The organism is Candidatus Zixiibacteriota bacterium (assembly GCA_019038695.1).
Classification (GTDB): domain Bacteria; phylum Zixibacteria; class MSB-5A5; order GN15; family FEB-12; genus B120-G9.
The window spans coordinates 11,653-33,382 of sequence record JAHOYZ010000003.1; the positions used below are offsets into that span (position 1 = coordinate 11,653).

Here is a 21,730-nt window from a genome sequence, read left to right on the forward strand (position 1 = left end):
CACATCCTCTGGACGAAACTATATTCCCAACATGACGAAACGGAGTTCTAACATCGTATTGCGGCTGGTTGTGGCTGTGGTATCTCTAGTTACTTTAGTAGCGTTAATAGATGGCGTTATTCGTCTCGCCAAGATAGAAACATTTTTCCAAAATCGCTTTTTCATACTCAACCGTGCTCTTGACTATCCAGATATATTCAAAAAGGACCATAATCTATTCTGGCGTTTCCGCCCTGACAGAACGGTGTCTTCCAAATTCTTTATTGGCCGCACATATCGGATCAATTCGCTGGGTCTGCATGGGCCGGAAATTGAAAAACATGCCAATCGTCCTCGCATCCTGGGTTTGGGCAATTCGTGTACTTTTGGGTGGGGGGTCGCATACGAAACGGGCTATTTAAGGCAGCTCGAAACCATGTTGACAGGTGAATACGAGGTCATCAACGGTGCCATTCCGGGGTACACATCACTACAAGGGAAACGCTTCTACGAGTCTGACTTGCGCTCGCTTGGACCGGACATCGTGTTAATTTTGTTCGCATTCAATGACCACTGGGCGGCGGCCTCACAGATAGCCGACAAAGATCAACAACCTCCTCCCCAGTTCCTGCTGGATATACAGAACAATCTATCCCGACTGCATACTTATCGATTAATGAAGAAACTACTACTGGTAATGATAGAGCAGGACCGGGATTCTCTCTTTGACCGAAGTGCCCCGGTTTATCGGGTCGGGCCGGATGATTTCCGCGATAATATCGAATCATTGTGTCAGCGGATCAGAGATGATGGTGCTCGGCCCATTTTGCTCACCTCGCCGATTCCATTGCTCGCGACATATTATCCACCCGGGCATCGCTCCCCTCTGCATTCCTTTCACGAAAAGTACAACCGGATTATTCGTGAAATAGCGTCTATATCAAATATCAAAATGGTTGACCTGGCTGTGGAGTTCGACCGACACACCGGCCTTTTCGATGACCCTCTGGTGGATGCGATTCACTTCAACGCTCGGGGACATCATGTAGCCGCTCGAATAATTCATGAGCATTTGACGAGTGTCGGTCGGAATGTCGAGATCAAAGAAAAACTTGATTGACAGAACTACGATCTTTTAGCCGACCATCTCCTCAACACGCCAATTAACCGATCGACATCGGAACGATTATTATGAAGATGGATCGCCACTCTGATTGATCCCTCGCGTTGGACAAGGATGATCTTCTCCTTGATCAGGTGACGGTGCAACAGTTCGTAGTCGGTACAGGTGAAAGTAAAAATCGCGGAGCGATGTCTTGACTCCATCGACGACGTAATTGCGTAGTATGGATCTCTTTTGATATAGCGTGCCAGATGATCCACGAGGGCGTAATTGTGTCGACGAATGTTGCGAATGCCCAGCTGCCGAAACAGTCGGGCCGACTCCAACATGCCTATCTGATTAAGAACGACGTAGTACCCCATTTCGAAACGTCGGGCAGAATCGAACCAGGGCAGGTCATAGCGGAACAGATCGGTGAACTGTTGTTGCCAATCGACACCGAGCCATGACATGAAGGTTGGCTTAATCTGGTCGCGAACACGATCAGAGAGATAGAAAAAGCTGCATCCCTGGGGCGAGAGCATCCATTTTTGACAACCTGAAGTGAAAACATCTACTCCGATTCGGTGAAGATTGATCGGCTCGGCACCCATGCCCTGGATACCATCTACGACAAAATACATATCATGCTTGCGGCACAACTCCGAAAGCGCCTTGAGATCGTTGCGGTAACCGTTGAAAAACTGCACCCACGAAATAGCCAACAAACGCGAGCGGGGCGTAATACTGTCAGCCAGACTTTCCATATCGAAGCAACGATTACGCGACGGGACGAATTTCAGTTTCAGGCCGCGAGTCTCGGCGGCGGAGCGAAATGTATACGCAACAGCCGGGAACTCAATATCGGAAACCAGAATCTCATCCCCCTTCTTCAGGGGCAGACCGAAAGCCGCCAGATTGAGCCCAAACGATGTGTTTAATCCCAATCCTATTTCCCGTACATTCGCCCCAGTCAGAGCAGCATAGTGTCGACGAAGTTCAGCGGCGGTGTCGAAAGCTCCGTGGGTATCATCCTTGATCGCCAGCCGCGACTGGAGGTAACCATCAATGGACTGGCATAGGCTGGTCGAGAAAGGTCCGTTGGAAGCAGTGTTGAAATAGACGACTTCTTTTGTATGCGGAAAGAGCTTTCGAACTTCTCTGAACGGACGGTCATTGTCAGTAGCCATAAACAAACCTCACAACAGGTAGATATACCCGATGATAATCAATGAACCGGCCAACTTGAGAAAATAACCAAACAAGAAAAAGAGTAAATACGGCATCGAGAGTTTCAATCGTACGGTCAACCCCATAAGAGTAGGCACTGCTCCCAGAGTGAAAACCAGCAAAGCGACAGCCACCGCCGCACGGATACCATCAAAGGGTAATACTACATACAAGAAACTGTACGCCATAGTTGGAACGGCAACAAAGAAGGCAAACTCGGTCAAGAAGTTGACGACATAAAGCCCCGGTCCGGTCGGTTCGAGAAGGTCATCCGGTACGCCGCGGGTGATGTTCAGAATATTCTCAAGCCAATGCCACAGCACGGAGAGAACCAGAAGATACGCACCGGCAACACCAAAACACCAGGCCATCAATGGATAGGATATCATTTCAGCCAACCTTCCCGACGGTACCATTTGTAGGTTTCGCGGGCACCTTGTTCAAATGGAATCTCCGATTCGAAGCCGAAGGCACCCCGTGCCTTTGATGTCGAGACTTCCCACGAGGTGTGCAGTTCGCGTGCCTTCTCGCGTGTAAGCATTGGCGTTGCCCCTACCGCCTTGAAGGTAAACTCCGAGATAACGGCAATCAGCTTGAACAATGCTCCCGGTAATCTGAGGGCGATCCCTTTCCTGCCGGCGGCCCGAGCCAGAATATCGACAAGATCTTTCATAGTGTAGGATTGGTTCTCGGCAATGAAGTAGCTTTCACCTGACACGGTCTCTCCGGTGGTGGCCAGACAGATACCCCGGCACAGATCATCGACATGAACTAACTGCAACTTACGATTGATGTTTCCAATCAGCGGACGGATACCCTTGTTAACAATGTTGAAAAACGAGAATATCTCGCGGTCGCCAGGACCATAGACTCCGGGAGGGCGAATTGAGATAACATTAAGCTGTTCGGCGTAAGATAGTGCCGCTTTCTCTCCGGCCAGTTTTGATTCGCCGTAGATACTGATCGGACGTGGTTGATCATCCTCTGTCACCGGTCGTCCCTCAATTGCCGGACCGGCTGCAGCCAACGATGAAATGTAGATCACCTTTTTGACATCCGGATTGTTCTTCGCCACCTCCTCCATGAGAGACCTTGTTCCCCTCTCGTTGACCTCAAAGAAGGTGTCCTTATGTCGAGCTTTGACTACGCCGGCATTATGAACAACATAATCCACTCCAGCGACCATTTCCCGCAGTGTCTCAGGCTGGGTAACATCACCCTTGCGATATTCGACCTCAAGTTTCTCAAGAGTCGTCAGACTCGCACTTTCACGTACACCGGCGACAACACGAAAACCACGCTCTATAAAAGCACGGCATAACCTTGCTCCAACAAACCCGTTGGCCCCGGTGATAAGGACCGATGATGGTAAACTGGACATGGCGTGAACTTAGACAATTTGATTAGTCCGGACAAGTGATGATTATCGCGCGTGACTGGATAGTTCCAGACCAATGTGATCACCCACCCAAATGTGACTTGATTTGCCTAAGAAAATCAGTGATTGTAGGGAATGCAAACCTTCAATATAGATAACGCACAGACTCTATATCGTAGTTTCGTCCCCGTACCCGAGAAAGGGATTTTGAGGTCAGTGCTCATTACAATAGCCATACTACTGATTCTTATTGGATCAGCCGGAGCACGAACGCTGCTTGACCCCACCAGAGACGGAGTCAGCTTTACAAATAGTGTACCAGCTCATTGCCTGGCGGCCCACCGTGTTGGAAAAATCGAGCTGGCCGTTAGCAACAATGGCACAATAGGAGTTTCCTATCATCCGGGATCGCAATCTGACTGGTTCACGGGACAACCGATTAGCCACTCCTGCCAGTATCCGAAAGGTTCCAATATCGTCTACCTGTTTGGCGGAGCATTTTGGATTGGGGCGGTAGTGGGACGCGACACGCTTGTCTCAGTTGGAGCCGATGGTTGGCAACAGGCCTACGAAATGTATCCCGGCGAAGGTGTGCCTGGCGAAATGATCTATCGGTCGATCCGGGATCCCAACTCGCCATATTATGATGATGCCGTATCAGAGGAGGATTACATCTCGGTCTACACCGATACGCGAACCGACGGTATTCCCATCGACTACTTTGGTCAACCCCACCAACCTCTCAATATCAAGGTCACACAGGCATCCTATGCCTGGTCCTATTCGTACGCCGAGGATTTTGTTCTGTTCGATTACAAGATCAAGAATATCGGCGCCAGAACGCTTCAGGATGTCTACATGGGGATATACATGGACTGTATGGTCTGTTATGACTGCTTCGGGACGGGTTCCTTCGTTGATGACCATACCGGCTTTCTGCACACCTACCCCGGAGAATACGGCGACTGCATTTTTGAGGATACAGTGTTTGCCGCCTGGATTGCCGATGACGATGGTGACCCTGACCTGGTTCATAGTGACGGTAAAATTCACCCATGTCCGCATGTTACGGCCACGCGCATTGTACGTACGCCCTCAACGAAACTTAATGTCAGTTATAACTGGTGGATTGGCAATGGCAGCCCGTCACTCGATTTCGGACCCCGTGAGCGAGATTCTGTTGGCCTAAACAAAGAGTCTTTTCGGGATTTTCGAACCGGTGGGTTAGGCACACCGGAGGGTGATGTCAATAAGTACTATGTGCTCAGCAATCAGGAATTTGACTATAACCAGGTTTACACTTCTTCGATTCAGGTCAATGACCCTCTCTGGATTTATCCTAATCAGGACCTTGCCGAAGATTTCGCTGACGGCTTTGATACACGCTACCTGTTGTCATTCGGCCCGTTCGATATTGCACCGGGGCAGACGCTGCCTATTTCTTTTGCCTATGTTGCCGGGGAAAACCTTCATATCATTCCCGGTAACAACGAGAACCTACTCACAAACCCGAATGCCTATATGGCCAATCTCGACTTCTCTGATCTGGCCCGAAACGCCGTCTGGGCTGACTGGATATACGATAATCCCGGCATAGATACCGATGGTGACGGGTATTATGGCGAGGCACATACCTGCTGCATAGAATCCACAATCGTAGCCATCGATACCGCAAATAACGACACTTCCTGGGCGTATGATCAATGTGATTCCTTTTTCTACGTTGGCGATGGCGTCCCGGATTTCCGGGGAGCCGCACCACCGCCCGCGCCAGCTTTTTGGGTAACGCCTGCCGAAGGTTCTATTCGTATCCGCTTCAACGGAACCCGATCGGAGACTGAGGAGGATGTGTTTCTGCATCTAACCGATTTTGAAGGCTATCGCTTATACATCGGAAGAGATGAACGTGAGGAGAGCTTCAGTCTGGTAGCATCCTGGGACCGAGATGACTACAACCGTTATGTGTACAACCAGACGAAGCGGACCTGGATGCTAACGGGAATTCCTCTTACCCTCGCAGAGCTACGTGAATTGTATGGCGACCCTGAACTCATTCCCATGAACCACTCGCGCACATCGCCATATTCACCACCCTCCGAACCGACTACTCTAGTATATTTCGAGCCGCAGGATTATAACGCTTCCGAGTTTGGGCTGCCGGGTTCCATTCGCAAACTCTACCCCGACCAACCCTTCCCCACCTCGACCAATCCCGACTCTGCCCAAGCGGAGGAACTGACTGAGGATGGGTATCTCAAGTACTACGAATACGAATATGTGATCGACAATCTTCTGCCCACTGTGGCTTACTGGGTGAATGTCACCGCTTTTGATTTCGGTTCGCCGGAATCCGGCCTGATATCACTCGAATCGTCGGTTTCCCTCGGCGCTCAAAGCGTGTATCCCCGCCCCCACGGCTATCTGGCGGGGACATCTGATGGCAGCGTCCTGGTCTACCCCAACCCGTATCGTCTCGATGTCGATTATCGGGAAATGGGATTTGAGGGGCGGATAGACGATCGAGGGGATGATCGCGTACGAGTTATCCACTTTGCCAATCTGCCGGCCCGGTGTGTTATTCGTATCTTCACTCTGGACGGTGATCTCATCAAAGAGATAGATCATAATATGGATTCATCCGATCCCAACGCTCCTCATGATTCCTGGGACATGATTACCCGTAATGGGCAGATAGTAGTCTCCGGCCTCTATTACTGGACGGTGGAAAGACACAACGGCGAAGTGCAGATAGGTAAACTTGTTATTATAAGGTAGAGGCGGCAAACTGTTTCGATTCTCCCCCAGGCTCACTGCTATCCTGAACTTAATGCTTGTACAAAACCATAGTGAAGGTGTATGTTCAGGAATCTGCAGCGCGGCTGCGAATTAGAATTACAGTTCGGATTAATCAAACCGAGGACAGCAATGACGGAAAACGGTCAGCAAGACGATAAAGACATCCTGGAACCAGACAACGCTCTACCGGAGATCACATTCCTCCAACTACCACCGACCTCGCAAGCAGCCTGCACACGTGCCGGATGGGCCGAACTGATGCCGGTGCAAGCCAGAACAATCCCCTACATCATGGCCCGCCGGGACCTGATGGTTCAGGCGCGAACCGGGAGCGGCAAGACGGGCGCGTTCGTACTCCCAATTCTGGAGAGAATTGATGCTTCCCTGGCCAGTTGCCAGGCGCTGATCCTGGTCCCAACCCGCGAGCTTGCACGCCAGGTGGCGAACGAAGTGGACATGCTTGGAAAAGATTCTGGAATCCGCTCAGTTGCGGTCTATGGTGGCGTAGGCTATGGCCCCCAACTTGATGCTTTTGAAAAAGGTGTTCATCTGGTAGTGGGTACTCCGGGACGAATCCTGGACCATCTGATACGTCGTAATCTGACCCTCGAAGCCCTGAGTATTCTCGTTTTCGACGAAGCTGACCGCATGCTCTCAATGGGTTTCTACCCGGATATGAAACAAGTCCAGACGTTCCTTCCGCGATTGAGAATCAATGGTTATATGTTCTCGGCCACATTTCCGCCTCATGTATTGAGACTGGCCGGACAGTTCCTGAACAAGCCTGAGTTCCTGAGTCTGAGTCGCGATCATGTTCATGTCACCGACACGGAACACTCCTTCTACATTGTTCCGGCTATGGAGAAAGATCGTTGCCTGGTGCGGATCATTGAAATGGAAAACCCTTCCTCTGCCCTGATTTTCTGCAATACCAAAGCTATGGTTCACTATGTGGCAGTGGTGCTCAAGCGATTTGGTTACGATGCGGATGAACTGAGTGCCGATCTTACCCAACGGGCACGGGAGAGCGTTCTCGACCGCGTGAAAAAAGGCAAACTACGCTTCCTGGTAGCTACTGATGTAGCGGCAAGGGGCATTGATATTCAGGAGTTATCGCATGTTTTTCAGTATGAACCGCCAGAAGATCCAGAGGCCTATGTCCATCGCGCTGGCCGCACAGGTCGAGCCGGGGCGGCAGGAGCAGCAATATCGCTGGTGGCCGGCATGGAACAGACTGACATCCTGCGCATTGCCAAACGGTTCGGTATCAGCATGATTGAGCGCCCCATTCCAACCGATGCCGATGTACAAGCGATCGTATCTCAACGCATTATTGCCCTGCTTGAGGCTCGTCTGAGAGATCGCGACGGACTCAAGCGTGAAAGAATGCAACGCTTTGTTCCCCTGGCTCAATTGCTGGGACAGGGCGAGGATTCCTCACAACTGCTAGCCATGTTGCTTGATGATTATTACCAGGACATCCTCCACGCTGAACAGCCTCAGCCAGTAGTACCGGTAACAAAAACGAGTAGTACCCGAGGAAGGCCACCCCGGAGTAGTTCCAAACGACGTCCCCCTCGCAAAGATTCGCGCCATCGTAGTAAGAGATAGGTGATTTCTGGAGAAGCATTTATCGGTTGTCACTTAAGATGCCTGTCGTACTCTGTTGTGAATAAGGTTGCTGACAATCCGGCCTAAATCGACAGCAGACTCTGAAGTCTCGATAGATGAAGCTGTGCTCTCATCGAAATGCCACTCTACTGTAGTAAGGCCCTGTACCGACTCAACATAGACATTTGCGTACAACGCTGCCGGATTGTACATAATCTTCACCTGGGACAATTGTATGTCGTATTCGATCAAACGAGTGAGAATACTGATCAGGCTCTTATCAGAGGTCGCAACGATAGAAACCTCCAGACAAATCAGTTCATATGGGTAGATTTCATAAGCAAGAACTCTTTCAAGGAGAGATTGCAACACATCGGTTCGACTATCCCCCAGAAATGACCGAGCCAGTGGTTTTGTGTAGGTGTCGTCGGTTGGTGAAATATGAGCCATGTACGAAAACTGACCCGGAAGCGAAATCGTAATTGCTGTACACGTCGATACGCCAACTGTAGAGATAGTTCCTTCGGCGCGGATGGAACCATACTCGTTCATATCGACCTTAACATCACTCCTGGGAACATATCTCCTCACGCTGCTGACATGTGGCTCATGTTTCAAGTAGGCTTTGATCTTCGGGCTAAGATCCTCTAGCTGTCTGCGGAAATGGGCGGTAATAACCTCCCCCTCATCAACCTCGGCTACAATGATCCAGGGGACACCAAGAAAACTAAACTGTTCGTGAACGCTGTATACGGGTCGACTCCTGTAGTCCATTATGAGCTTGTTGCCCCTACCACGGTTACGTGCGTTCTGGGTAGCTTCCGTGTCAAGATGAAGTTCCATCATCGTTCTCTCCTTGATGAAGCGAGAATCGGTCAGCATGATATCATGGCTGTTGACCAGGTAGACTTCTCCAGTCCGACCCATTCCAGCCCGATCCATCAGGATCGAGTTGATTCGATTGATAGCATGCTGAAAGACAATCCAGCCGGACACAACTCCATTCTCCTCAACTGCAACTATGTGAAATGCTGCCGGTTCTTTGGAAGGCCTATATTTCTCGAAGTCCACAAAAGTCGTGCGCAGGCCAGACCGCAAACTCTCAGACAGAAGGGTAGCCTGCCCATCCTCTCCAAGCCGGGTGTGAAAATCAGATTCTTGTCGAATGCTATGAAAAACGTACCCAGTGGAATCTACGAAGAGCATATCATAAAAATCGCCATAGACCGTAACGAATCGCATATCAAGATGGAGTACAAGCTCTGCAGAATAGGACGGATCGGCAAACTGATGAGACGGATTCAGCATAATGCGGAACGTATTTTGTATAACAGTATCTACAAGGGCCGACTCTGCAATCTGGTGCAGTTCAGACATATGATCCATGATCATAGCACGCCTTTCATCCAGAACCTGTCGCAGAAATCCAAATGTGGCCTGCTGGATGTCCTCAGCCTCGCTCCTGTCACACCCCTGACCAAACAGCAACACTACTGCGGCCACACATAACAGCAGCTTCAGCCACACGGGAATCAGTCTTGTGTGTGGTCTCTTTCGCATACCACTATTATCGTCGCATTTGTTTATGCCTTGAGAAGAATCACATAGCGGTCTTAGTAGACGCTATCATATCCCTTCAGGTGTGAACCTGATTCATAGACATCGTTGACAACGGCAGCAGGAGTAGCAACTCGACGATACTCAGTTGTAATTGATGCCGCCAACAACGGTGCTCCGGGAAACAAACTGGCAACTCGCTGCAATCCCTCATGGTGGAGAGAATAATGGCGATCTCTGGCATCATACTCCAGCCACTCCATAATTTCATCACACAATTCAGGGAAGTACTCTTCCAAACCCCTAACGAGAGTAGTAATGATGAACCTGAAAAACGAATTGGTGCGAAGAAACTCCTCCCCTATGTGCAACAATCCATTGAGAATCTCGAATGCACGCTCAGATGTAGTCCTGTCAATAATGGGAGATGGAAAAGGCAGAGTGGATATTTCATCTCTCCCATCAGCAGTATCATTGTGCAACTCCGGGGCCGGTGACTGCAGGTCAGAATTCCCGGTCACAATATCGGTGTTGCCGGGTGAAAGAGACTCAACAACAATTCTCTGTGGAGTTGGCTGAGAATGCGCAACATCCAACATTCCTGGCTCAACAGGACGTTCTCCCTGATAATTCCGTTCTTCAAGCTGGGAGCATGTGAAGCGGTACCTACCGGAGAAATTAGTCCCACAACCCTGAACGCAAATGAGGACCATAAGCACGGAAACCAACACAGACAATGCTTCTGCCGTCCCAAAGCCAACTGATCGAGTGGGGCGAGTTGAATTATGTATAAATCTATGTCTACTCATAACGTACGATACCGAATGTGTTTGTGCCTGTCTCAGTTATACCTACGGAGTAACCGATAGCCTGTAAACAATATCACAATTCCCAGGCATTCCACCGAGGACAATGCCGCAACATGATGATAGTCTCGATTGATGTGCGTTCGTCTATGACATACAGCGTCCATTTCCCAAGTTAAGACGATTGAGGTTTAGCGCAAGGAAAATTATTCAGGTTACAGGATTCACCTGTTGACGAAACCAAACCCGTCTTCAATCGTATCTTTGGTTACACAAGAGACTCTGAATAAGCCTTGTGGATGTGACTATAAGTATGAAAAAGACTATTCTTCACAAAATCGGCCGTTGGTCCCTATGGTTAGTGCTGGCACTATTCTTCTTGTTTTGTCTGCAGGTAACCGTGCTGGCCTTTCCGCAATTGATTGCTACCAACAGTGTCCAGTCGGGAACGATTACATTGTATTACGATGGGATTCACGACACAACAATTGAACTTTTAGCGGAGGAGGTTGAGCAACGCTTGCGGGCGAGTGGGTATTACGATCCGAATCGTTCTGACCGCGTGTACTACATTCGCAACCAAACCGCCTACAACGTTCTGGCTCGATTGGCATTGGTAACTCCTCTGGCCCAGGGATTCAACCTGTCGGTATTGGGCAATTCATTCGTTTGCGAAACCCGAGTCAGCGCTTTGGCAAGCCGATCAGGAGGACTTCCAAAGTTCAGCATCTTTGAAGGGGATCCAGCCCACACCATGGCCCACGAGGTCGGTCACCAATACATGATAGACCGGATTGGCAGAAGTATGTGGAGGCGATTGCCTCATTGGAAACAGGAGGGCTTCCCCGAATACGTCGCCAATATCGGCAATATCCGCAAAGACAGCCTGGCCACTCTACCTCACCGAATCGCAGTCCTGAACGACAATCACCCCTGGGGCGGCGAGTATGGTTGGGATCGCGTTCATTACGAAGCGGGGCTTCTGGTAGAGTTCCTTCTCGACATCAGACATTACTCGATTGAGGATATCGTTGCCGACAGTGTGACACTGTGGGAGACGCACGATGCGATGCTGGAGTGGAGTCACACTTTACACCAGGGAACTTGAACCGCCTAACGGAGCCCCCTCACTGCAACCTTGCCACGCCCTTGTGTCCACCATAAATTGAGGTGTGACACGTCCAGCAAAAATTCGATCTGATCTGATTGCGGTACCTGCTGAAATCGATGGTGCTGTTGTATACAACATCAAGGATCCGATTACCGGCAGCTACTTTCGTCTTCGTCAGCCTGAGTACTGGTTGATCAACCAGTTGGATGGAGCGACCGCCTACACAGATATTGCCCGTAAATTCAATGACAAATTCGGAGCCAACCTCACGGCCGACGCTGTCGGTCAATTCGTTCAGGTACTGGGGAAATTGTTTTTCCTTGATGACGGCCGTGCCGAACAGGCCGTTTCGCGAGTCAGTTATGACGCCGCTCGAGGGGAAGGAAAATTGTCCCGGTTTCTCTTCATTAAGATTAAGGCTTTCAATCCCGGCCGTTTTCTCGATGGACTTACCAGGTTATACAGCCCCTTTCATAATCGATTCGGAGCTGCCCTGGCGGCTGTTATTCTCACCCTCGGACTGGGTTTGCTGCTGGCCAACTCAGTCTATTTCTATATCGATCTGGGCGAAATATTCAATGTCAGTTCACTGGCGATGGTGATCCTGGGACTATTTGTAATTGTCTCAATTCATGAGTTTGCTCACGCTGTGATCTGTAGATATTTCGGAGGAGAGGTACGTGAAATAGGATTCCTGTTACTGTACTTCCAGCCTTGTTTCTACTCGGACCTGTCTGACGCCTGGCTCTTCCCCAATAGATCTCATCGCCTCGCGGTCACCTGGGCCGGGCCAGCTATGCAATTACTGTTGCTGGCCCTGGCAGTTATCTTCTGGCGCATTACCGTGCCTGGCAGCTTTCCTAACGAAGTGGCCCGCCTTGTTGCCGTTGTATGCTGGGTTACGATGCTGTTCAATTTCAACCCGCTTATCAAACTCGACGGCTATTACCTCCTGTCGGATTGGGTCGATATCCCCAATCTCCGCCGAAAATCGTTCGCCTATCTGGGCAATGTTGGAAAACGTGTAATCCTCGGCTGGCCAATCCCGACTCTTGAGACTACCGCTCGCCAGAGACGAATCTATCTGAACTATGCAATACTGGCGGTGGCTTACTCGACTTTCCTGCTCTTGTACCTGCTGGTCATTGTCGCCCAGTTCTTACTTGCCAAATTGGGAGGTTGGGGATTACTTGTCTTGGCCGTAGTCCTCGTGAGCGTGATGAGATCGGGACTGGTTGCACTGTTCTATGGAACCATTAAACACCTTGGCTACATGAAGCAAACGTTCAAAAACCGTCTTCGTCTCCTGGTCTGGTTACTGGCCCTGGCCAGTCTGGGCTATGGTCTGTTTGGTATCTCATTTCCTCATCGGGTATCTGGTGAAATCTCAATTCAACCGATCAAGGAATTCACGCTTCTGCTAAACGAGTTCGGACTATTGGAAAGTCGCAGTCAGCATCGTGGAATCAATCCCGAAACTAAGACCGGCTACCTGCAGATGACTTCCAACGAGATGGCCACCCTTGACCTGATACCTCTCGTGAAGGACGGTGAGATCGTCGAATCAAGTGATGCTCTGGCCATTCTTGTTTCCAATCAAGTGACAAAAGAGATCATTGGAAACATTGCCGAGTTAGACAAATTCAAAAGCCAACTTGCCCTGCTCCAATCCCCACCCAAACAGGAAGAGATTGACGAAGCCCAGACTCAGGTGGAAGCAGCCCGAGTTGGTATGGAACGTCTCACCCGGAATCTCGCACGAACCACCGATCTGGTGGAAAAGAACCTGGCCACCAGAGAGGATTATGAGACGGCGGTATCGGAAGTGGATATCGCCCTGGCAGAGTTGGCCAACCGTAAGGCACGACTGCAATTGTTGACTTCGCCGCCCAAGCGTGAAGAAGAAGCCGTCATCCAGGCCGAAATTGACAAGCAAGAAGCGAAAGTGAAATTCCTCAGGGAGCAGGAAGAAGCTCAATCTATCATGGCGCCGTTCGCCGGTGAAGTTGTCGTCGGTACTGGAGGAGATTGTATCCTGACAGTGCTCAATTCGAAACAGGTGATTGTACAGTTGCCGGTATCGGATTTCGACCTCAACCTCATTGAAACCGGTCAGAGCGTCGAGTTAAAAATGCGTACCTATCCCGATCGAACTTATGACGGCACCGTTGTACACATTCCCCGCACAGCAAACCTTCACAACCAACAAGCCTGGTTCCCTGTCTCCATAGAAGTCGCCAACGAAGACGGTTCACTTCAGAAAGGAATGACCGGGTTCGCCAAAATCGGAATCGCACAGCGTTCGGTGGCTGAGTTGACTTCTCGCAAGATCAAATCGTTCGTTCGCGTCGAGTTTTGGTCTTGGTGGTAACATCTTCCGTATTCTGGAAATGTTTTCCGTTTTTTCTACGTTCGCACTGTGCATTTTCTGCGTAACGAATCGAATATGACCATGTCTTCACATTCCGCTTGACAGAATTTCATCCCCCGTTATACTGAGTCAGTGAGACCAAAGGAAAATGGTTCTCGATGGATCGGGGACCTGTTTTGTACTTGTGTCTTAAGGAGGTGAATGTATGAACAACTACGAGCTCTCAGTGGAGATCCTGGAGGCACGTATCGCACCGATCGGACTGAGCCAGGGTGGCCAGTTCCGCATTGGTCCGTGAGTTAGTCTCCACGACTAGCTGATTCGTGGGCAGACCGCAAGGTCTGCCCCTTTTTTTTGTGAGGTGATTTGAACCCCTGGATGTCCCCTCCACCATATCAGAGAGTTCGTTCTCGCTGGCCCATTCGTTGATTGAGTCTATTGACTTCAGCTACCAGGGTTTGGATCGATTGCTGTCTCTGGTAGACGCAGCGGTCCTGCTCGTTGGTCAAGCTGTCCGCAATCTGACGACACAACCCCAGGGCATTCTTGAGATTGGCATAACATTGTTCGTATTCGTTCTGCGAGTAGCGTAATCTTCCGAGTAGTGTCAAAGTACGAGTTTTCTCAGAGACCAAGTTGGAAGCATTAGCTAACTTCATAGCACGCTCGAGCATCTTTTCGGCATCGATTGTCTTATGTTTGTTCAGGTAATACTCGGCAATCGAGTTGTACATTCCGGCCAGTTCAATATCATCCGAGATTGACTCAAGCCGGGGTATAAGTTCCGCTACAAGATCATCAACCCGCGCTGCTCCACTATTACACAGTAGCCACTCCAGACGACCAAACATGATCAACGTTTTCTCCCGTTCCAGAGAAAGCTCATCAGCCAAACTGAGGGCATCTCTTACCAGCTGGTCATCACCCGATACTCTGATCAGCACAAGCAACGCGTTCAGCTGCTCCGGTTTGATCTTTATCTTTGCCGCCTGATCCAAAGCCTCACGGGCGCACTTGATGGCGCTATCCGAATCCCCTGTAGCGGCACGCAGAGCAGCCCTGCCTATACCAAGTTGAATGATCAGGGCATCACTATCAATTCCCTCAATAGACTTTTCAACAGCCGACAAACTCGCAGCCGCCTCGCCAAGCTGTCCCATGCGCCTGAGAACGGTAGCCATGCTCAGCTGAAATGCTGCCAGATGAGGATTGTCGCCGACACTGGCTGCCAGGGACAGCCCATCTCTCAGGTAAACGAGTGACTCCCGGAGCTGACCGGCCATAATCATGACTGCCGTTAGGTTTTCCAGATTGAAAAGAATCTCTTTCCTGGAGCCGATACGTCGATTCAGTTCCAGCGATTCGGTGAGACAATCGACGGCGCGACCCGACTGTCCGCTCACATGGTAGCAGTAGCCCAGGTTGTTGAGTGATCGGGCAATCTCTCCGGTATTACCGATTGCCTTCTTGAGTTGCAGCGATAAATGCAAAATGCGGATGCCTCGCTCAAGACGACCCTGAATTGCATAAATAGAACCGATATTGCTCAGGGTCGAGGCGATTTCGACCTCGGCTCCAAGCCGTCGCTGAATTTTAAGGGCAGCTCGATAATGGTCAAGAGCCGAAACGAGTTCATTGCCGACCCAGTAGATGTTACCAATATTGTTAAGTGTTCGAGAGACTTCCAATTCATCATTCAGAGCCTGATAAATATCCAGTGCACTGCGCAGAGAAGTCAAACCTTGTTCAAACTTCTGCATCGTCTTGTAGAGATCACCAATATCTTTGTGCGTCTCGCCTAGCAACTTGTCAGGTGGACGATTATCGTACAGACTCAGAATCGTATTGTAGACCGATAACGCTTCTTCCGTTTCGCCCGTTTCCTTTAGAATGTCCCCCTGAAGCATTAGCAATCGTCTGGCAGCATAGGATTCATTGATAAGATCGGCGTAGGCCAGTACATGTTTCAGAAGAGCAAGCGCCTCACTGCTCAAATGTTGATCGTGAAACTTCGTGGCAGCCTGAAATGCTGTGAGTTCGGCCTTTTCGAGATTGCCTGCCTGCGTGTACAGACGCGCTGCCAACGCATACTCCTCTTCTGATTCCGCTCTCAGGCCATACTTATGTGAGTAAAAACGCCATGAGGCCGGAGACAAAAATTGCCGCAGAAGTTGTAAGGTTGGTTCATCGCCGGGAAGAAGTTCATCAGGACCGATCAGCTCAAGTGTGCGGCCATTGTGAACGCTGCCAGCGATGGCAACTTTGACTAACTGCCGCTGCTTAGAAAGTGGACTGCTTGAGAAGACCTGCAATGATCGCCGTCGCATCCAGGCAGGCCAGCGGATACCACCAGGAAAGATGAACCTCTGGTTGTCATAAATCAGATTCCCACTTCGCTGGTTATCTGCCAGAATCAAACGCAGATCAACTAATGACCGGGATGTTAGAAAATCGAGACGCTCTCGCTGGTGGTCGTTGAGATTCAATATCCGGGCGACAGCAGCCGCGTAAGTTTTCTCGCCATGGATCAAGTGAACGGCTTTCAGTTTTTGTCTGAATGGATAGTCAGCTCCTGCCTCCTGTAGCTTGCAACAAACTTCCCAAGCGGACGACAGACGGACATTCTCATCCTTGGCCAGAAGACAATTGATAAGACTACTTATCTCGGCGGTCAGGTCAGGTCGCAACTTTTCAACCGGAACCGGGTTCTCCTCGCAACATCTACTGTTAACCTCGACCGGATCGCTGCTCTGTGTCATGAAAGGATGCTCACCAGTGAGGACCTGATAGGCAGTCACACCGAGCGCGAACAGATCGGAACGGTGAGAAGTGCGCTGTGCTGTTATCGTCTCGGGCGCAAGGTAGCCAATTGTCCCGAGGCCGGCACGAACGGAGTTGGATTCATCGGTTAGCTGACCAAGCGAGAAATCGGATAACTTGACATACCCTCTGCCGTCCTTCAAGCTACACTGCCAGTCAGAGGGAAGAAACACATTATGTGGTTTGAAATCGCCGTGAATGATCCCCTTCAGTCTCAGGAACTCCAGATTGATGGCCATCGCGCTAATGACATTCATAGCAATGGTCAATGGCTCAACCCGACCGATCAAATCGAGCGTTGGACCCCGACACGGTTCAAGCGCAACATAGGGCATCTCATCCAATGAGACATTATGGACTCTTACTAATCCGGGGTAGCGTAAGCCGCCGATCAGGTGCGCCTCGCGTCGCGCGAGAATCTTGAAAGACTCTTCCTGTGTTATAAGCGGAAGTTTGAGCGCAATATCACGATTGCTCTCGTGACAGCGAGCCAAAACAACTGTAGCCGTGCCTCCCCTGCCCAACTCTTTCTGAAAAGTGAAGCCAGGCGGAAACGCTGCCGGGGGACTCATTGGGTTTTCTTTGCGGTCGTAGAATGTATCCGGGGGATGGTGACAGTGAATGTGGTACCCTCTCCAAGTGTGGATTCACACAGTAGCTCACCATGATGTTGCTCGATGATCTTCTTACAGTTGGCTAGTCCGAGACCATGCCCCCCCTTCTTGGTTGTGAAGTGAAGACTGAAAACCTTGGAAAGAGTATCCTCCGTCATTCCGAGGCCGTTATCGGACACCTTGATTGTGAGTTTCTCACTCTCCTTGTCATATGAAGTGACAATAGACAACTTACGCTCGAACTTGGCGGTATCGTCCCCGGAGTTGACAATGCGTTCCTCGATGGCATCGGCGGCGTTGTTCAGCAGGTTCATCAGAACCTGTTGAATCTGGCCAACATCCATTTCGATATTGGGCGATTCCGAATCGAAGTCGATGGAGAAATTGGTTCTTTTAAAACGCGGCTGCACTCGCAGGGAGAACAGCAGATCCTCAATCAGATGGCGAATATCGTAGTTGATGAACTCTGACTGTGGTCGTGAGAAATCCATCAAGTTATCGACGAAGCGTTTGACCTTGTGTACATTCTCAGTGACTGCTTTGGCATTGAACTTGGCCTTGTCCAGATTGTCACGATCAACATTGATAATTAGTAGTTCCGCGTTGTTGGAGGCGATGGCCAGATAGTTGTTCAACTCATGTGCTATGGAAGCCGCCATCTCCCCTTTGGCAACGAGTTTCTCGGAGAGAATTACGTACTTCTCCATGAGCACTTTCTCGGTGATATCCTCAATCGCGATAATCACCCCGTCGCCGTCATTGGGTAGATTTGAAATCGGTACTATCTTGATAGATAGTGCTTTCTCAAGGTAGCCCGTATTATGGAAATACCGGTCATCGGAGAATTCTTCACGGGTGGTACTGGCGGTATTTACCATGTGTTGCCAACGACCACGTTCATCGTCATCAAGAAGATCAACAAATCGAACGCGACGACCGGAATCATCAACCTCTGCCACAGCGTCCTTGTTGAAGTCAAGAATCTCAAGGGCCACCGAATTGATAGTGATTATTCTACCTCTCGAATCAACTACTACAGTACCGAACGGTGCTGTCTCAATAACCTTCTCACTATACTGCTGGGTATCCAGCAAAGATTGGTAAAGACCCGCATTGTGCAAAGCGTTGGAAACCATCTGCGCATACAATTCGAACAAGAAGAGATCCGATTTGAGGAACATGCGCGTCTCGCTGGAGTTGTCCAGGTATATGACGCCAATAACCTTCTCTTTGACCTTCAGGGGTACGCACATGATTGATCTCAGGTGCAGTTCGACAACAGAGCGCTGTTTGGCAAATCGTTCGTCGGATAAAGCGTCGGAGGTATAGACCGAGTTTCCTGATGAGGCAACTTCGGAAGTGATGGATGTCGAAATTCTGAAATCTTCATCCATCATTTCGTCCTGGCAAAGATTGTATGCCGACCGAATCTGTAGTTCGTCGTCTTCATCAAGCAACATGATCAAGCCGCGCTCAGCCCGCATCAGTTCGATCGCCTTGGTCATGACAATTTGCAGAACGTCATCCAGCACCAAAGACGAGTTGATAGCCAGGGAAACTTCGAGCATCGCCCGGAGATCAGCTGTATCGCGCGGCGACTCAACATCCACAGTATCTATTCGTGGATTAGTCTCAGTGACCTCATCAAGCCTGGCCTCCAACTCGGCCAGAATATCTATCGGGCCAGTCTGCTCTGCCTGGCGATCGGTCATGTTAGGGTCCTGTTTTTCATTGTCTCATCCGGGTTGCCGTTGGACCTGATCCAATAGCGTAACTCCCTGACAGATTCACTCTTCTCATGTTGTATCGGAAGAATCCGCCAGCGATTTACACTCTAAAGTGACCGAGAGACACCGGCTCTCGATATTATCTTCTTATCGGCCGGAGGGAATATCGGTCAGGCGGAAGGGTTCGGATGACACCACGGATTGCTCGCGACCATAACCAGTGAGTGACAGAAAATGTCGAAAAAGAAACTTCACCGGCGTCTCGGACGATCCGCTTGCGGAGCCTAAGTTTAGAGATGTCAAGGAGATATAACTAAGTGCAAGCTCCACGTGGTAGCGGCGATCATTTTCCAAACTGTCGATCGACGCCAGAGTCACCACAATCGAATCAGCAAGAAATTGGTGTAGTCCGGCCAGAGCAATAAAACGGCGTTCCTGATCGTCCCCGGTGGATCCAGAATATCTCAAAGAATATTCTTCAGCCAATAAGTGATAACCTATGACTATGGCCGTACTGGCTCGACCAGTCCTGACCGTGCCCCAGAGACGGCGCGAGCGCAAGAGATCGACCCGGCACTCCAAGGCCAGATCGACACCTTCTTTCAACAACTTGACACGCTCCGATGATATCTGGCCGGAAAGATCGATCCAGACCATTAGAAAACCGTTGTTGCGATAGATGTCGGCATCAATGGCATCACCGGCAAAGGCCGGCCTCGCTATACACAGGACCACCAGCAGGCTGATAGCAGCCCATCTTCTCCGGTATCTTGCAAGCTGCAATATGAGTACTCTCATTTAGAACCGATAGTCAAACCGCCCGTGGATGCGAGGCTCGTTGTCAAACGAGCGATCAAGCCGCTTGGATAAACTGATGCGGGTTTGATCACCAAGCATGAGCGCAATACCAACCGAATTGCGCACTTCGTTCTCATCCTCAAACCCGGAATTGTCGGTAATCCGGCCAATATCCCAAAGAATCGAAGCGCCCAGGTCCGAGCGTGGGAAGTCGATCCGGTATTCGGCATTAACCATCCAGAAACGGTTACCCGATAACTCCTTGTAGTCGTATCCTCGCAATGTCCCAAGCCCGCCAAGATAGAACTGCTTATAAACCGGTAGAGTACCACAAGCATTGCCGAACATACCGCGTACAAGAATCATCGCCCGACGGTGAACTTCCTGATACCTCCTAGCCGACACAACGAAGCGACGATAGTCGAAATCGGAACCGATGTCCGGGTGAGCCCACTCGATATTTCCGTTGAGGCGCCATCCCGAATGAGCGTACGGTCGGTCGGCATCAAGCGTATTCCATTCCAAACCAATCCCCAATGAAGCATTGGTCGTGGTGTCAATCTCGCTGATAGCCTGAGTACGGAGATCACCACCAATTGAACTAAAATTTGATCTGAACAGTTTGTCGCCGCCAAATAGCGACCACAGATGTGGCTGAGCATCCAGCCAGTTCGTTTCCTCAGAGCGATACCTGGCATCGAACGTAACTGTCTCAAACGGTTTGAAGTGTAGGTAGGCCGTTCCCCCTTCGGCCTCGTAGTAGTCGCGAAAATCCTCGGTGACTAATAGTGCGAAAATCGTATTTTCGCCTTTCTCAATAATCCAATCATCTTCAGACGCCAGCCGTCGGTAGAACTCTCCGCCAACTATCAGGGGACGATCCCGCCATAGAGTTTGTTCGAGACCAAGGCCGTATCGCCAGTGTTTCGATTCAAACGCGTAGCCACCTTCCACCCAAACCGAGGGGAGCAGCGAATCAAGGTCCTCAAATCCAGCACGACAAGAAGGCAGGGCACCATCGACACGGTTATAGGTTAAGGTAGCAGAAAGCGAGGCTGACTTGCTTTTCTGGCGGAAGCGATGAACTCGTGAGCTACGCCGATCAGAGCCGGAGAACAGTTCCCCATAGACCGAAGCATCGCCCGCAACATCAATACGACCCGTCACTGTAGCAATATCTCCACGTGCCACTGCCCCTGGGCCTACATACGTATTACCAAAGAGGGTGATGATATCCTTGTTAACCTCACCATAGACCTCAATATCACCCTTAACCGAAAATAGTAACCCGCGCACAAACTGTTCTTCATCAACCACCAGCGTCTGATCAAAAGAGATCAGGTTTCCGCCTCGCACACGGGCAGATCGATTCGATCCATCAGCTCGCTTCATGAAAGAAATAGTGGTGACTTCGTCTCCCGCCAAAATCCTTGCATCGGAAATTAGATCATAGGGATAGGTCCGACCATTGACCAGCAGACCGTCACGCTCAAAGACCACTGATTCGTCGAGAACAATGGACTCCGGCTCAATTGTCACATCGCTGCGACTGAAAACATGCCGCGTCTCAGTATCACCCTCAACCACTTTGATCGTTATGGTCTCTCGATCATAGCCAACCGTGAAATATTCTTCGTATTCGGTTTGCGAGTTGTACTTCCTGTACTGTTTTTCCGATGCGAATAATGAAGAAACCAGAAGCAACCCCACTATCGCGATACCAACAAATCTCTTTGAGCTAACCAAAATCATATCTTCCTCCGTTTTCCCAATCTACATATCAAATCGCGTGCCAAACGGCGAAACCGCTCTCTGTCACCTGTTAGCTGA

The 21,730-nt window shown here is 50.1% G+C and carries 14 protein-coding genes; 5 read left to right on the forward strand and 9 right to left on the reverse strand.

Features of this window, described 5'->3' with window-relative positions:
• Window positions 1-31 precede the first annotated feature (31 nt).
• A complete protein-coding gene (locus KOO62_00725; GenBank protein ID MBU8932506.1) occupies window positions 32-1,099 on the forward strand; it encodes an SGNH/GDSL hydrolase family protein in 1,068 nt (355 codons plus the stop codon).
• Between the two features lie 5 nt (window positions 1,100-1,104).
• Here the strand turns inward: KOO62_00725 and KOO62_00730 are convergent, their stop codons facing one another.
• From KOO62_00730 to KOO62_00740, 3 genes are read right to left on the reverse strand one after another with little or no spacing between them, the layout of a single operon-like run.
• Window positions 1,105-2,271 (reverse strand): aminotransferase class V-fold PLP-dependent enzyme, encoded by a 1,167-nt coding sequence (locus tag KOO62_00730; GenBank protein MBU8932507.1) that lies wholly within the window; start codon window positions 2,269-2,271, stop codon window positions 1,105-1,107.
• A gap of 9 nt (window positions 2,272-2,280) precedes the next feature.
• On the reverse strand, window positions 2,281-2,700 hold the full coding sequence (locus tag KOO62_00735; GenBank protein ID MBU8932508.1) for a hypothetical protein: 420 nt from the start codon (window positions 2,698-2,700) through the stop codon (window positions 2,281-2,283).
• Window positions 2,697-3,692, reverse strand: a complete 996-nt coding sequence (locus KOO62_00740; GenBank protein ID MBU8932509.1) for an SDR family NAD(P)-dependent oxidoreductase — start codon at window positions 3,690-3,692, stop codon at window positions 2,697-2,699. The genes KOO62_00735 and KOO62_00740 overlap by 4 nt, the downstream gene beginning before the upstream one ends.
• Window positions 3,693-3,824: 132 nt before the next feature.
• Here KOO62_00740 and KOO62_00745 point away from each other — a divergent pair, with 132 nt between their 5' ends.
• Window positions 3,825-6,464, forward strand: coding sequence for a hypothetical protein (locus KOO62_00745; protein MBU8932510.1), 2,640 nt, complete (start codon window positions 3,825-3,827; stop codon window positions 6,462-6,464).
• A gap of 150 nt (window positions 6,465-6,614) precedes the next feature.
• Window positions 6,615-8,096 (forward strand): DEAD/DEAH box helicase, encoded by a 1,482-nt coding sequence (locus KOO62_00750; protein MBU8932511.1) that lies wholly within the window; start codon window positions 6,615-6,617, stop codon window positions 8,094-8,096.
• A 33-nt stretch (window positions 8,097-8,129) separates the two neighbouring features.
• On the opposite strand, the gene KOO62_00755 is transcribed toward KOO62_00750, so the two are convergent.
• Together KOO62_00755 and KOO62_00760 are read right to left on the reverse strand one after the other, a co-directional pair.
• Window positions 8,130-9,656: a cache domain-containing protein gene (locus KOO62_00755; GenBank protein MBU8932512.1), complete on the reverse strand. Its 1,527-nt coding sequence runs from the start codon at window positions 9,654-9,656 to the stop codon at window positions 8,130-8,132.
• Window positions 9,657-9,709: 53 nt separating this feature from the next.
• Window positions 9,710-10,174 carry a hypothetical protein gene (locus KOO62_00760; protein MBU8932513.1) on the reverse strand — a complete coding sequence of 155 codons (465 nt, stop codon included), beginning with the start codon at window positions 10,172-10,174 and terminating at the stop codon, window positions 9,710-9,712.
• Between the two features lie 598 nt (window positions 10,175-10,772).
• Between KOO62_00760 and KOO62_00765 the strand changes: the two genes are divergently transcribed.
• The gene (locus tag KOO62_00765) at window positions 10,773-11,567 is read left to right on the forward strand and encodes a hypothetical protein (GenBank protein ID MBU8932514.1); all 795 of its coding nucleotides are present in this window, start codon (window positions 10,773-10,775) and stop codon (window positions 11,565-11,567) included.
• Window positions 11,568-11,631: 64 nt separating this feature from the next.
• Window positions 11,632-13,941, forward strand: coding sequence for an HlyD family efflux transporter periplasmic adaptor subunit (locus KOO62_00770; protein ID MBU8932515.1), 2,310 nt, complete (start codon window positions 11,632-11,634; stop codon window positions 13,939-13,941).
• Window positions 13,942-14,336: 395 nt separating this feature from the next.
• On the opposite strand, the gene KOO62_00775 is transcribed toward KOO62_00770, so the two are convergent.
• From KOO62_00775 to KOO62_00790, 4 genes are all read right to left on the reverse strand, one after another.
• Complete coding sequence (locus KOO62_00775) at window positions 14,337-17,333, reverse strand: tetratricopeptide repeat protein (protein MBU8932516.1); 2,997 nt, start codon at window positions 17,331-17,333, stop codon at window positions 14,337-14,339.
• On the reverse strand, window positions 17,330-19,087 hold the full coding sequence (locus KOO62_00780; GenBank protein ID MBU8932517.1) for a GAF domain-containing protein: 1,758 nt from the start codon (window positions 19,085-19,087) through the stop codon (window positions 17,330-17,332). The genes KOO62_00775 and KOO62_00780 overlap by 4 nt, the downstream gene beginning before the upstream one ends.
• A 162-nt stretch (window positions 19,088-19,249) precedes the next feature.
• The gene (locus KOO62_00785; GenBank protein ID MBU8932518.1) at window positions 19,250-19,900 is read right to left on the reverse strand and encodes a DUF4390 domain-containing protein; all 651 of its coding nucleotides are present in this window, start codon (window positions 19,898-19,900) and stop codon (window positions 19,250-19,252) included.
• Window positions 19,901-21,652, reverse strand: a complete 1,752-nt coding sequence (locus KOO62_00790; GenBank protein MBU8932519.1) for an outer membrane protein assembly factor — start codon at window positions 21,650-21,652, stop codon at window positions 19,901-19,903.
• Window positions 21,653-21,730 lie beyond the last annotated feature (78 nt).